Origin of the sequence: Candidatus Thiosymbion oneisti (assembly GCF_900092655.1) — a bacterium.
In the GTDB taxonomy this organism is placed as follows: domain Bacteria; phylum Pseudomonadota; class Gammaproteobacteria; order Chromatiales; family Chromatiaceae; genus Thiosymbion; species Thiosymbion oneisti.
This window is the reverse complement of the sequence record NZ_FLUY01001127.1, coordinates 1-14302: the sequence shown is the minus strand read 5'-3', so window position 1 is coordinate 14302 and position 14302 is coordinate 1. Positions and strand designations below refer to the sequence as shown.

The following is a 14302-nucleotide window of genomic DNA, read 5'->3' as shown; positions in this document are numbered from 1 at the left end:
CCCTCTCCCGGAGGGAGAGGGGGTATAGCGGCCAGTGCCGTTGGTCATGTTACAACTTAGATATTAACCACTACCGATTTGCGGACAAATTTTTCGTGGGATCCTGCCGGCTCAATGTTATCGGTAGCCCGCGCAGGTCGGGTCAGGCCAGGCCCCGTCCCGACGCAGGAGGGAGCCTGGCCGCCACCCGACATGGCGTAGTCCGCCATCTTGCGTCGGGTGACGGCGCGTCAATTACCGCAGCCGACGCGGCCACCACAGGCGCGCCTTACCCGACCTACGCGGGCTGTTTGGTTAAAACGGATCCTGGCGTGTGGCGTCGTGTTGCGTTTTCCCTGAACAGCGCAAACAATTCAGGATTGCTCTACCCCTTGACGACCGGCAAAGGCATGGGCCAGGGTGCCGCCGTCTACATATTCCAGCTCTCCACCCAGGGGAACCCCGTGGGCGATGCGGGTCGTCCGCACCTGATAGCGCGCCGCCATAGCGGCGATGAAGTGCGATGTGGCGCTACCCTCCACCGTCGGGCTGATGGCCAGGATCAGCTCTTCGATCTTCCGTTCCTGCAGCTGGGTTTCGAGCAGGTCCAGACCTAAGGCTTCCGGTCCGATGCCGTCGAGGGGTGAGAGCCTGCCGCCGAGCACGAAATAGCGTCCGCGAAAATCCGTGGCCTGCTCGATGGCGACGATCTCGGAAGGATGCTCGATCACGCACAGCAGGGAGTCATCCCGGTTAGGTTTGGCGCACAGGCCGCACAATTCCTGCTCACTTAAGGTACGGCAACGCTTGCAGCGCCTGATGCGCTCCATGGCCGCCTCCAGGACGGAGGCCAAATGACGCCCCCCTTCCCGGTCCTGTTCCAGGAGGTGGAACGCCATCCGTTGCGCCGACTTGGGACCGACGCCCGGCAGGCAACGCAGGGCATCGACGAGTTGGTTAAGCAGAGAAGGTTCCGGCATGGTTCAGAAGGGCAACTTCATCCCCGGCGGCAGTTGCAACCCGGAGGTCAGGTCCGCCATGTTCTCCTGCATCTTCTCGCCGACTCGCTGTACCGCGGCGTTGACCGCTGCCGCTACCAGGTCCTCCAGCATCTCCTTGTCGTCTTCCATGAGCGAGGGGTCGATCTCGACCCGCTTGACCTCATGTTTGCCGTTCATGGTTACCTTGACCATGCCCCCACCGGATTCGCCTGTGACCGCTTCCCGGGCCAGCTTCTCCTGGGTCTTCTGCAGTTCCTCCTGCATCTTCTGGGCCTGCTTGAGGATATTGCCTAGTCCGCTTTTCACCTTGGGTTGTCTCCTGCTGCTCGTTGCCGCCGGTCTTCGGCCCGGCGGCGAATCTATGGCGTCGGCTCGATACTGCCGGGCACCCAGCGGGCATCGAACTCGTCCTGGAGGAACCGTGCCACCGGGTCCTCTTCCATCAGGGCCTCGGCCCGGAGCCGACGCTGGGTATGCCGGTGGGCCTGACGCTGGGCCGGCGTCTCGTGCTCCGGGCGGGAGATTCGGATCTCCACCTTGAGCCCCTTACCTAATACCCCGGCCAGTGCATCCTGCAGCCGTTCCTCCGCCGAAGGCGCCCGCAGATTTTGGCATTCGGGGGCCAATGTCAAGGCAAGCCGATGCCCATCCCACCCGGCAAGCCCGCAGTTGTGCGCGAGCTGACTCGCCACGCCACCGAGCCCCAAATCCGCGACTAAGCGATGCCAGTCCTCGGAGCTATGCAGGCTATCGGGGCTCGTGGGCTCCTGTAGATAGGGCTTGGATAGGGTCGTTTCCGCGCCCGCCTCCGTTACCCGCGGTGGCGCAGTATCCCCCGCGCGTTCCACGGTCCGATAGTCTTCGCCGGATGCGGCGGGTGGCGGTGGCGCGACCGGGGCCTGGGTCTCCCGCGCCGCGCCCCCGGCTCCGATCGACTGCCGCGCCGCCCCCGGCCCGGCGGACCGCTCTCCCCGCGGGGTGACCGACTCTCCGGGGACATCCCGCGGCGGGGCCGGCGACCGGGTCGGTTGCCGCTTGGGCCGCTGTTCCGTTCTTGTCTCATCCCCGGCATCGGGCCGGAAGGCGAGCATGCGCAACAGGACCATCTCGATCCCGGTGCGCGGGTCCGGGACCAGGGATAGGTCCCGTTGCCCCAAGAGGGCGATCTGGTAGAAGAGCTGTATGTCTTCCGGGGCCAGCTGCCCTGCCAGGTCTGCGATGCGTTCGCGCTCGGGATCGTCCTCCCTGAGGGTCGCCGGTACCTCCTGGTAGAGGGCGACGCGGTGCAGCAGGCCGATCAGCTCCTGCAGCACATCGGCGAAGTCCGGTGTCAGCTCCGCGATGCGGGCCACCTCGTCCAGCAGTCCGGGGCGGTCCAGCTTGGCGAGGGCCTGGAGCAGGTTCAAACACAGCTCCCGGCCCACGGTACCCAGCATGGTCCGCACCTCGTCCCCGGTCACCCGCCCGCCGCCGAAGGCGATGGCCTGGTCGAGCAGGCTCAAGCCATCCCGCATGCTGCCGTCCGCCGCCTGCGCCAACAGGGTCAGGGCCCGCGGCTCGAACTCAATGCCCTCCGCCGCCAGGATGCGTGCAAATTGATCGGTGATCTGCTCCGGCACCAGGCGCTTCAAGTTAAACTGAAGACAGCGTGAGAGCACCGTCGCCGGCACCTTTTGCGGGTCGGTGGTGGCGAGCAGAAACTTCACGTGGGTTGGCGGTTCCTCCAGCGTCTTCAACAGGGCGTTGAAGCTGTGGGCCGAAAACATGTGCACCTCGTCGATGAGATACACCTTGAACCGGCCCTTGACCGGCGCGAAGGGGACATTGTCGAGCAGCTCCCGGGTCTGATCGACCTTGGTCCGCGACGCCGCATCCACCTCCAACAGATCGACAAACCGCCCCTCGTCGATCTCCCGGCAGGTGCTGCACTGGCCGCAGGGCCGGGCACTCACGCCCTGCTCGCAATTCAGCGCCTTGGACAAGATGCGTGCCAGCGTCGTCTTGCCCACCCCCCGGGTGCCGGTGAACAGATAGGCATGGTGGAGCTGGTCCCGATCTAGGGCGTTACTCAGGGCCCTGACCACATGCTCCTGACCCACCATGTCCGCAAAGGACCTGGGGCGCCATTTACGTGCCAACACCTGGTAGGACATTCGGGATTCTCAAGGCCGCGCGCGGATCGGGCGGTTCAGGGTAGCAGGAGTTTAACCGATGCCGGGGGCCGTTGGCATTCATTCATCCGGGGTGGCTTCCGGCTTCCGGTCGCCAGCTTCCAGTCGCCGGCTTCCTGTTGCCAGCTTTCCGTGGCCTCTGGGTTTCCATTGGGTTTCCATGGTTCAAATGTCGATCGCATCGACCAGGGTCGGTTGACATTCAGCAAACCGCATCAGCCGGGTAGTCAGGTCGATTGGGATGCGTCATACCCGAAATCGGGATCGGGATCGCAATCGGAATCCCGATTTCGATTTCGGCCTACCAGCCTCTCCAAGCAGAGGGAGAAGGGCTTTGTTATCGCGGGCCGGGTAGGATGGGCAAAATTCGCCTACCAGGTGTTAACCCGATGCCCTGGTGTTAAGCTACCGGCCCCAACCCAATAACAAGAGGTGTTTTAAGCATGTCAGCGAAACGAGTTTCCATCCTGGTCGGAGCCGTCTGGTGTGCATTCTCGACTCTGATCTGGGCCGGGACGCCGGCCCCGGAGGGCGCCCAAGTCTACATCATCTCGCCCGTTGACGGGGAGGTCGTCACCAGCCCGGTGCGCGTTCGTTTCGGACTGTCGGGCATGGGTGTGGCACCGGCCGGAACGGATAGAAAGCACACCGGCCACCATCATCTGCTGATCGACGTAGACAAGCTGCCGCCCTTGGACCAACCGCTGCCGAGTGACGCTCACCACAGGCATTTCGGTGGGGGGCAGACGGAGACCGAGATCGAGCTGACACCTGGGAAGCACACCCTGCAGCTCCTGTTGGGTGACGGGAACCACATCCCCCATGAGCCCGCCGTGCTATCGAAGAAGATCACCATTGAAGTGAAGTGAGGTGATCCGTGGGGACCGGACCTTGGAAAATTCCGTCCCGGGGATTTTCCAAGGATGCCGGCAAAGCAATCCTGAATTATACCGATCTCGGGCCGATTTCTTCGCCGGCACGCGCTTTCGGGGCCGGCGTCCGGCCGGTCTGAACGGTTACCCCCGGGGGCATCAGCTCGCCCAGTAATTGACCGAGCTTGTGGCTCAACTGTTCCGGACTGGCTCCGGCGCCAAGCTGTTGCTGGAGGCTCATGAGATTTCCCGCGAGCTTGAGCCGATTGCGGCCGATTTCCTCGTTGGCGTATGCCTTCAAGGCCTGTTCCCGGCTGGCGATGGTGTCCTTTGTGTCGCCTCGCACAAGCGATTCAACGGCGGTTATCAGCTGATTGATGACCCGGTATATCACCGCGGATGAAAAACCACCGAGCATGGCCAATGCGGGTTTGCCGAGTCCTCCTATTGCCCCCTCGGTCGGCAGAGGAATGAGTTCAGCGAGGAGCAGGCCGGCGATCAACCCGAGTACGAATCTGATCCAATAAGAGGATTCGTATTTCGGATCGAAGGTACCGGCCACCACATATCTATTGGCTTGGAAGAGGGCCTGGAACGAGGCGCCGAGCCCCGCGGAGGCGATGAGAAAAAGCAGATTGTGCAGCAACGCGTAACCGGAGAGGACTAACCACTCCTGGCTGATATTCTCCGTACTGACCTGATCCGACAGGCTGAACCCGACGATCGCGAACAGACAGATGATGGCCGCCAGCATCATCCGGCGCACCAGCGGCACCGGGCCCAGGAAATGCCAAAAACCGCCTTTGGCGGACTCCGTCGCAAGGAGATGGATGGTACGTGGGGTGGCGGGTGCCACGATACGGGCAAGCTGGTCATGAATCGTGGCCAGCAGCCTGACGAACCGGTTCCCGCCGGCATTGGAATAGGTGCCGTCTCCAGCCGTACTTCCGTTGGTTCTTAAGTCATATGAATCGCCATCCGATCCCTTCCTACGCACTCGGGCGGCAACATATTCGAGCTTTTCCACGGCATCCGCCGGAACCACGAGCCCTGAAGTGAGGGCATATCTTGCCATCGCTTCGGATTCTTCCAACAGCTGGGTTTGTAACGAAGGGTGGCCGGGACGGCCGGATCGTCGTAACCATTTGGCCCTCCCTCCGGATTTCGCCTCGCTACGGCCATGATTCTTCGATTTCTCGTCTTCGAGATCAGGGCTCAGAAGGGCGGCCGAATGGTTACGGGGTTGTCTGGGATCTTTCATTGTTTCTCCTGAAAGGATTGCACCACAAATAACGGTGAAACTACTGTCTCATATTTCAATGAAAGTTAAGACAAGTCATTATGTGCGCTGACCTTGATCTTAGATGAGGCTGTTGAAAACAAGATCATAAATAAAGACTTATAATATACATTTAACTTAGATCATGCCGTGTGGCAACCGCTCTTCGCCGGGCTCGGGCACATGATAGCACTTGACCCCTTACGAATCCCCCTGCGGGGCCTGACCCTGATCGAGGCCAGCGCCGGCACCGGTAAGACCTACAGCATCACGACCCTGTATCTGCGGTTGCTGTTGGAGCTGGGCCTGGAGGTGGATCGGATTTTGGTGGTCACCTTCACCGAGGCCGCTACCGAGGAGCTGCGTGATCGTATCCGCAGGCGGTTGGTGCAGGCCCTGGACTGGTTCCGGGGCGGGGTGGCGGTGCGGGGGGAGGAAGGGGAGGGGGGAGATAGAGCAGGGGGAGATGAACAGGATCCGATCCTCGTCCAGCTCTTGTCGGGGCTGCCGGATCGGGATCGGGCGCGCACCTTGCTGACCGATGCCCTGACGCGCATGGACGAGGCCGCGATCCACACCATCCACGGTTTCTGTCTGCGCATCCTCGGGGACCACGCCTTCGAGAGTGGTGCGGCCTTCGATGCCGAGTTCATCACCGACGAGACCCGACTGCGAACCACCGCCGTCGCGGACTTCTGGCGCCGGCAGGTCGCGGGCGCGGACCCCCGGACCGCGTGCCGGGTGCGGGAGCACTGGAAGACTCCTCAAGACCTGCTCGCGGACCTGCAATCCACCCTGGCCCTCGAGGATCTGCGGCTGTTGCCGCCGGTAGACGCGGCAGGCATCGAGGCTGCGCGCCGGGAGCTGGACGCGGTCTTCGCGCAGCTGCAAACGCAATGGCATGCTGCCTCCGACCAAGTGGCGGACATCCTGGCGACCAATCCCGCTCTCAATCGACGCTCCTACACCAAGCAAGTGGTCGCCCAGGCCGTTCGGACCGCTGCGACGCTGGCCGCGGCCACCGAGCCTCCCGCATCCTTGCCCGCCGGCTGCGAGCGCCTGACACCGGCCGGACTGGCGCGTGGGACCAAAGCGGGTCAACCCCCGCCGGCCCACCCCTTTTTCGACCTGTGCGGCCGCCTATCGGAGTTGTCGGTCCAGGTCCATACCGGCACCAGGGCCCTGTTTCTGACCTCCGCGCGGGCGTTCGTTCGCGCTGATCTAGAGCGGCGCAAAGAGGACGAGGGCCTGCTCTATTACGACGACCTGCTGCGCCGCCTCGACCAAGCCCTAGCGGGGGATGGCTCGGAGGCCCTGGCCGCCGGCGTGCGCGCTCGCTATCCGGTGGCCCTGATCGACGAGTTCCAGGACACGGACCCCCAGCAGTATCGCATCTTCCATCGCCTCTACGGCAGGCAGCCCGACTGCGGCCTGTTCCTGATCGGTGATCCCAAGCAGGCCATCTACGCCTTTCGCGGCGCCGACATCTTCACCTACATGCAGGCCCGCGACGACAGCGCCCGTACCGGACATCGCTATGGCCTCACCGTCAACCGGCGTTCCGGCTCGCGGCTGATCGAGGCCGTCAACTGCCTGTTCGCCTCCGCCCGAGAACCCTTCATCTACCAGGATTACATCGGTTTCGAGCCGGTAGCGCCCGGTCCCAAAGCGGACGAGAAACCCTTGCGAATCCAGGGTGTCGAACCCGTGCCCCTCCAGGTTTGGATGCTCCGGCTCGATGAGGAAAACCAGACCCTCAGGCCACCAGGCTTTATCCGCAACGATGCAGCCCTCAGCGAGGCGGCCCAGGCCTGCGCCGGATACATCGCCGACCTGCTGAACCAAGCGGACGCCGGCGCGGTGACCATCGGCGACAGTGCCCTGAGGCCGAGCGACATCGCCCTGCTGGTGCGTACCCACCGCGAGGGCGACCTGGTGCAGCAGGCCCTACGCGCCCGCGGCATCAGCAGCGTGAGCCTGAGCGAGGACAGTGTGTTCGCCACCGAGGACGCCGAAGAGCTGACCACCCTGTTGCAGGCCTTGGCAGCGCCGCACGACCCAGGCCGCGTGCGGGCCGCCCTGGCCACGAGCCTGCTGGGACGCAATGCGGCGGAGTTGGCGCGACTCGCCGACGATGAGCTCGCTTGGGAGAAGCTGCTGGCCCGCTTCCAGTCCTACCGGGAACGCTGGCGGCAACAGGGGATCATGGCGGCATTACAGGCATTGCTCACGGCGGAGCAAATACCCGCCCGGTTGCTGCGCCGTCCCGACGGCGAGCGCCGTTTGACCAACTTGCTGCAGCTGCTGGAGTTGCTGCAAGTGGCCGCCGGCGAGCATCCCGGCCTGGACGGATTACTGCGCTGGCTCAGCGATCGGCGCGGGTCGCGGGTAGGGGACGCGGCCCAGCAGCTACGCCTGGAGAGCGACGAGGGGTTGGTCAAGGTGGTCACCCTGCACAAGAGCAAGGGCCTGGAGTATCCCCTGGTGTTCATCCCCTTTCCCTGGAGCGCTTTCAAGGGGTCCCAGGGACAGGCGCCGGTGTTCTTTCATGCCCCGGAGAACAAGCAGGCCTGTCTGGATCTGGGCTCGAGTGACCGGGACGCGCATGCCCGCCTGGAACGGACCGAACGGCTCGCCGAACAGCTGCGCCTGTTCTACGTCGGGGTGACCCGGGCGGCCAAGCGCTGCGTACTCTGTTGGGGCAAGGTCAACGGCATCCGGGATGCGGCCCTGGCCTACCTACTGCATCAGGACCCGGAGAGCGAGCTTCCCACCGGCCGGATAGCGCACCTGTCAGAAGCAGAGATCCGCGCGGATCTGGATGCCCTGGCCACACGGGCGCCGGATGCCATCGAGATCCGCGAACTGCCCTTGCCCACCGGCGGGCCTTGGCGCGGAGGCCGGATCGACCCTGCACAGCTGGCTCCTAAGAAATTCCACGCGACCATCGACGGGGGCTGGCGGGTCGCCAGCTATTCAGGCCTGGTGCGGGGCGACGAGAGCGAGCGCCCCGATTTCGACGCCGCCGCCGGGCCCCCCGTACCGGAAACCGAGCCGGGCACCCCGGCCGATCCGGTGTTCGCCTTTCCCGCCGGCGTCCATGCCGGCCATTTCCTGCATCAGCTGTTCGAGGACCTGGACTTTCCACACGCCGCCGGCGAGACCCTGACCCAGGCCGTCCGCGACCTGTTGCATCGCTATGGTGGACTGAGCGCGGGCCGTGCCGCGGACCGGGATTGGGCACCCGTGGTGGAAGAGCTGGTCACCAAGGTCCTGGATACCTGGCTGGATCCGGCAGAATCCCTGCGTCTGCGTGATATCACCGCCGCCGATCGGATCTCGGAACTGGAATTCCATTTTCCCGTCGCGGGCTTAAGTCCGAAGTCCCTGGACGCCGCCTTGGCGGTCTCCGAGGCCCATGCGGATGCCGCCCAAGGGCTGGGCTTCGAGCCCATGCGCGGGCTCATGCACGGCTTTATCGACCTGGTGTTTCGCCGCCGGGGACGCTTCTATATCCTGGACTACAAATCCAACCGGCTCGGGGACCGGCTCACGGCCTACGGGCAGGATGGCCTGCGCATCGCCATCCGCCGCCACCGTTACCATCTGCAATACCTCATCTACACCTTGGCCTTGCACCGGTTTCTCGGTTGGCGGCTACCCGACTATGACTACCGGACCCATTTCGGCGGCGTCTACTACCTGTTCCTGCGGGGGATGCACCCACACTCGGGTCCGCGTTACGGCGTTTGGTACGACCGGCCTTCCTATGATTTGATCGCGGCGCTGGACCGGCTGTTCGCCGGTGGGCCGGGGTAGATTCAAATCCGCAGATTGCGCAGATTTTCGCAGATTATTCCGTTCTTCATCTGCGGGAATCGGCGTAATCTGCGGATTAAATAAGGCATGTGAACCACATCTTCGGATGGTCCGTGGCAACATGTGGTATTCAGTTCTTGCGGTGGGCACAGCCTTTGGTGGGCACAGCCCAGCCTACATTCATCTCGGTGTCGCCATGGCGCAGGTTACACGCTTGAGGCCCAAGCTCAAGGTGGGAAGTATCACAAGATACAGAGGACTTAACAAAATTGGGATCAAAATTGAGATAGCAATGGTGATATGCAGGCCAACACCAAGATTCCCGTACCAGGACCAAGCTTCAAGGATGGCTGTGATTTCGGACCCGTACAATGCCAAGATACCTATCCCGCAGGCTAAGCTACCGGATGCCAGGACACCGAGAAAGATACCATAAGCCGCAGGCTTCGAAACACGTTGCACAGGGTACCAACGGAGCACTGCGGCCAGGCCGCCTACTCCCAACCAAAGCGCATGTTTTCCGTACTGCGAAAGTAATGATTCTATAGGAAGTAGGAATATGAAAAGCGCGATAGGGGCGACAATAATGGTCATGAATGTGCTTGCCATCATGCGGAATCCGCCTGTCAGGTATGCCATTCGGGTTGTCGCAGCCATCACCGGACCGATTGCGAACAGAATGAGAATAACGAAAATAGCGAGCCAATTGGGATCATCGAAGTCTACCGTTCTGCGGACTATTTGGAGGTCAGAAAGATTGGAAAATCCGTGCAAATGGCTCCAGGTTTCATGTGCCAGCAATATTCCGAGCGTACCGGCACCACAAAACAGAAAGAAATGAGTGGCCGCAAGCGTTGTATAGAGATAATTCTTCCAAAAGTTCGAGAAGCGCGCGCCTTTGATCGGCTTATAGAGAACGAACAGCCCAAAAAGCAGTATGTAATACAAAAGTGAAATAGCCGTGAAAGGGTTCTGGATCGTGTCTCTCGCCTCGCCGTCGCCGGCCGTGAAGATGGGAGCATAGTGCAGTTGGTCGAGGGCGAAGGTGATCAGGAATGTAATGCACAACAAGGTGAAGGGACCCAGGAACCAAACAACAACAGGTTTGCTACAGGCCATTCGGAAGGCGGACATGCTGAGGGCCAAACGTGACAACCTGTCGCGCAAACGCCTTGCAAACAGTCCTAGCCGGAGGGATCCGCGTCCGATCCACTCTGTGACCAACAACAACCCGACCGCTGCCAACAAGCAAATGCCGAAGTATATATACCTAGGGTAGGGGTAAGAGGTGTACTCCTTAAAGGGTCCCTCCCCTGACTTCACGTAGTTGGCGAGTTCCACGACGGCTGCCAATCCTCCGATTAGGTCACTGGTGGTTTGGAGGGCCTCCTTGATGCTTTTTCCCTCAATTTGAAATAAAAACGCCGAAAATTCCCTGATCTCATAAAAATCATCGAAGTGCTCGGGCTTACAGAGCTCAAGCAACCGCTGCAGCTCTGGTTCATCGTAATAACCGCTGAATTCCTGCCTATCACGTGTTTTGTATCCCCTCAGCTGATCCTCGCCGGGATCCCTCATGAGATAAAGTGGTCGGAATGCGGCGGGTCTGTCGACAGATCCATACCGGTGCGTGAAGATCTCCAGCAGATCCGAACTCGGTTCGCTTCCTGGCACAACATCACAGAGTGCCCGTAATCTGTCCAGATCCTTCCGTACAGCAGGTACGTCTGGAATGTCCTTATGCCTCGCCCGAAGACCGCGGTCGATTGCGAGCTCTGGCCCTAAAAAAAAGGCATAAGCGATGACCGCCCAGTAGAAAAGCAGGGTCAGCAGGATACGACGCCAACCCGCGTTGTTCAGGGGGAAGGCGATCAGTTTCCTTATCCATGGGAAAAGGATAAAGCCGATCAAGAACCGTGATGTTTGCGTGACTGAGTCCAGCATCTCCAGTAACTGCTCAACGCCCTTCAGGTCCGGGGCGTTCCACTGCAACAAGCCAAACGCCGGCAGCGTCCTATTGATCAAGAGTACGAGTGGGATCACAACATGGGGCTGGAGCCGCCACACATAGGGGAAGCGGATCCTGAACCATTCCAGGGGGTTGATCATTGGCCGTGCCCGAATCGGTGAGCGGAGGTTCGGGCGTGGAGGTCGCCAACGTTCGGGATCATGCAACAGACACCATTACCCGCACTGGGATTGGATGGACTCATCATCGTGCAGTAAAACTATTATCACTTCCGCGCCTACTCAGTTCGGAGACCGAAACAACCCCTTGGTGGATCGGCTGATGTCCCGAAAATACTGTATCCGGACTCCGGTCTCCAGCAAGATTTGGAGGACGTCGGTGGCGGAGACGTCGGTTTCGGTCGTCAGTGTGTAGTGCAGGCCGTCTTGGGTGATCGGGACGGGGAGGGGGAGGCGTCCGCCGATTGCGGCTTGTAATGCCGGCACCGGCAGCTCACATGCCAGCTCGAACACATTCTTTTGCCGGTCGTCTCCGAGCCGGACACGTCGGTCGTTGAACGACGCCTCCCCTTTGCGGAGAAACAGGATCCGGTCCGCGATGGCCTCGATCTCGTGCAGGTGTTGGGAGCTGATGAAGACGGCGATCGGGTGCGACACATTGGTCGCCATGGCCTTGATGTCCCGCAGTACCGCGAGCTGGGCATTCACGTCCAGGTTGGCCAGGGGCTCGTCCAGGATCATGAGCTCGGGCCGCCACACCAGGGCCCGGGCCAGGGCGAAACGGAATTTATAGCCGCCGGAGAGCTCACGCCAGCGTTTGCCCAGGTGGGCGCCAAGGCCGAGCCGCTCCACGATGAAGTCCACCTCGTAGTCGTTCTCGGCGCCCCGGATCCCGTGGATTGCCGCCTCGTATTGCAGGATCTGCTTGAGATGTCCCCGCCAGCGCGGTAGCTCCTGGGGCACATAGGCGATGCGGGATTTGACCTCGGGCCAGTCGATCCGGGCGGTGGAAGATGCATCGAGACCCGGATATTCCAGCTCGCCGCCGTCCGCCGCGAGCTCGCCGGCGATGAGCCGAAACAGGGTCGTCTTGCCGTTGCCGTTTTCACCCACGACGCCGGCGATATCCCCGCGTCGCAACGTCAGGTCGATGGGTCCTAGGGTAAAGGACTTGCCGAAGCTCCTGGTCAGCCGACAGCACCGGTAGGCGATTGTCTTTCGGTCCAAATACCGACTGGTCTCATCCAGGTCGGTGTACTCACGGCGGGCGGCCAGCTTTTGGACTGCCTGCGGAGAATAGGCCGCTAGAACCCGATCGATCAGGTCGTACAGCTCCTGCTTGACCGCATCGCGCGCGGCGCCGGTGAGGGTCGATAGCTTGAGGTTGGCCATGATCGCCGCCCGTTCGAGATCGGCATCCGCAGAGTAGTCGCGCACGAAGCTCAGGACCCGCGACTGGAAGCCGACCGATTCCGTTTCGATCGCCTTGCGGAGTCGTGTCGCTTCGGTTGCGATGCCGTTCATCATCTGGCGAGTCATCCGTGCATCATGCGGCATCGGACAGCTCCGGTGGGATCAGGCCCAGGAGCTCGTCCGCATAATCGAACACCTGCTTGTTGTACTCATTGAGAAACTTGAACGACATCGGGCCAGGCTTTTTGGATTCCCGCTCGTAGATCTCGGAAAGCTGTCGGATCTGGCCGCTGAGATGCGTCGCCTTATTCACCGCATCCCTGTCGTTACTGAAGAACTGCCGCAGAAGGTCCATGGTCTCCGCCGCCGCCTCCTGTAGCTCATTGGTGGCGATATGGTCCTCGATTCGACGCCTGCGCTCGGCGTAGCTCGCATTCTCGAGGGAGTCCGGGGTCGTGATGCTGCTGAGCGGAACCCCTTCTCCTGTCATGTGCCGGTAAAACTTCCCGAATCCGGCCTCGAAATTCCGCGGCGTCAGGTCGATGGTGCAGAGCTCGCGCAGACGGCGCACCACGGCAGGAAGCTCATTAGCCAGGCGATTGAGGTGGTCGTGGATCGCCGCCAGATCATCCACACTCCGGTTCTGCTCCAGACGCGCCTGCATCTCGGAGGCGAGCGCCTGTTGACGCTCGCTCACCTCCCGCTGCACATCGCCGACAAACCGGTCCTGCAAGAAGCTTTGGTCCAGATAGGCCGGCAGGAACCTCTCGGTCGACAAGGTCTCGACAAACCTGTGTATCTCCCAGATGACCCAGAATGACCTGAGGCTGTGCGCGGAGACCAGGCAGATGGTCCAGTCGGACGCTTCGATCAGCCGGCGGATGCTGTCTCGCAGGCTCGATCCGGGTTCGATGCTGATCTCGTCGATTTGGACTCGGATGCCGCAATCCTCGAGGTTCTTGCGCAGCGCAGCGCACTGGGCCCGATCGAGACGGCTATAGGAGATGAAAACGGATTGGGACACGGCCGGCGAGATACCCTAGCGGCGGGGTACGGGTGGTCCCTTGCGCGCGACGGGCGCCTGGTGACATAGGCACGGCTCGTATGGGCCGGATTGGATTTCCGGGTTGTCCTGCCTCGGGTTCATAGCGCCGATCAAAAGGATACTCCGGGAGGGGATATTAAGGAATGGTGCCGGTTTTGCATCGCCATCGCAAGAACTAGCACACCTGCGCGTAATTAACGGAAACCTTGCCCGCAACCATTGGATCCCCTCTCCCCAACCCCTCTCCCGGCGGGAGAGGAGCTTGTTGTGCCGGTCCGGAAGCATTCGTGCTCATTCGTGGTTCTTGTTTCCGGTTTTTGTACGCAGCTGTACTAGTGGATACCAGGCCACCAACCGTGCAACCAGTGGTTGTTGAAGGGTGTGCCAGGCGCTAGAGTGGAGTGTCGGGTTGTGCGGTGGGTATCGGCGCCGATGCTTGAACGACCGCTGATCTCGCGCTCGGGAACGCCGTCTTATCCGCTCCAGCGGACTCAGCCCCTCTGTGCTGACAGGCGTTGGCTGTTAGCCTAGCTAGGCCGCTTAGTCGACGCCGGAGCGTCGGGATTTGCTCCCACGCTGGAGAGAGTGTCGTAAAAGGTGACGCCCGACGCGGTTTTTCTCGTTCCCACGCGCTGCGTGGGAACCTGGTTGCTCCGCGCCGCGGAGAGCATCAGGCTGGTGTCCACCATTGCGTATACACGGGAACCGAACCTGCCGGCGGTCCGGCGTTATCCGGTGCGGCCCACAAGGCGTCT

The 14302-nt window shown here is 61.7% G+C and carries 9 protein-coding genes; 2 read left to right on the top strand and 7 right to left on the bottom strand.

Going from position 1 to position 14302, the window contains the following annotated elements; translation table 11 throughout:
• Nucleotides 1–353: 353 nt before the first annotated feature.
• Genes recR through dnaX form a run of 3 tightly spaced genes read right to left on the bottom strand, consistent with a single transcriptional unit; the run spans nucleotide 354 to nucleotide 3133 of the window.
• Entirely contained in the window at nucleotides 354–959 is a 606-nt protein-coding gene (gene recR / locus BQ17_RS11505; RefSeq protein WP_089727199.1) for a recombination mediator RecR, read from the bottom strand.
• A gap of 3 nt (nucleotides 960–962) precedes the next feature.
• Nucleotides 963–1286, bottom strand: coding sequence for a YbaB/EbfC family nucleoid-associated protein (locus BQ17_RS11500; RefSeq protein ID WP_089727197.1), 324 nt, complete (start codon nucleotides 1284–1286; stop codon nucleotides 963–965).
• 53 nt (nucleotides 1287–1339) lie between these two features.
• Complete coding sequence (gene dnaX, locus BQ17_RS11495) at nucleotides 1340–3133, bottom strand: DNA polymerase III subunit gamma/tau (RefSeq protein WP_089727195.1); 1794 nt, start codon at nucleotides 3131–3133, stop codon at nucleotides 1340–1342.
• Between the two features lie 461 nt (nucleotides 3134–3594).
• On the opposite strand from dnaX, the gene BQ17_RS11490 reads away from it, so the two are divergent.
• The gene (locus BQ17_RS11490) at nucleotides 3595–4020 is read left to right on the top strand and encodes a DUF4399 domain-containing protein (RefSeq protein WP_089727193.1); all 426 of its coding nucleotides are present in this window, start codon (nucleotides 3595–3597) and stop codon (nucleotides 4018–4020) included.
• A gap of 76 nt (nucleotides 4021–4096) precedes the next feature.
• On the opposite strand, the gene BQ17_RS11485 is transcribed toward BQ17_RS11490, so the two are convergent.
• Nucleotides 4097–5098 (bottom strand): hypothetical protein, encoded by a 1002-nt coding sequence (locus BQ17_RS11485; RefSeq protein WP_218068237.1) that lies wholly within the window; start codon nucleotides 5096–5098, stop codon nucleotides 4097–4099.
• 387 nt (nucleotides 5099–5485) lie between these two features.
• Here BQ17_RS11485 and recB point away from each other — a divergent pair, with 387 nt between their 5' ends.
• Nucleotides 5486–9121, top strand: a complete 3636-nt coding sequence (gene recB / locus BQ17_RS11480) for an exodeoxyribonuclease V subunit beta (protein WP_089727189.1) — start codon at nucleotides 5486–5488, stop codon at nucleotides 9119–9121.
• 180 nt (nucleotides 9122–9301) lie between these two features.
• Here recB and BQ17_RS11475 read toward each other — a convergent pair whose 3' ends face one another.
• The 3 genes from BQ17_RS11475 to BQ17_RS11465 all read right to left on the bottom strand — a co-directional run bounded on the left by BQ17_RS11475 (nucleotide 9302) and on the right by BQ17_RS11465 (nucleotide 13526).
• A complete protein-coding gene (locus BQ17_RS11475) occupies nucleotides 9302–11230 on the bottom strand; it encodes a hypothetical protein (RefSeq protein ID WP_089727187.1) in 1929 nt (642 codons plus the stop codon).
• Nucleotides 11231–11371: 141 nt separating this feature from the next.
• Nucleotides 11372–12646, bottom strand: a complete 1275-nt coding sequence (locus BQ17_RS11470; RefSeq protein WP_089727185.1) for an ABC transporter ATP-binding protein — start codon at nucleotides 12644–12646, stop codon at nucleotides 11372–11374.
• Nucleotides 12636–13526 carry a toll/interleukin-1 receptor domain-containing protein gene (locus BQ17_RS11465; protein WP_176722394.1) on the bottom strand — a complete coding sequence of 297 codons (891 nt, stop codon included), beginning with the start codon at nucleotides 13524–13526 and terminating at the stop codon, nucleotides 12636–12638. Before BQ17_RS11465 ends, BQ17_RS11470 begins: the two co-directional genes overlap by 11 nt.
• Nucleotides 13527–14302 lie beyond the last annotated feature (776 nt).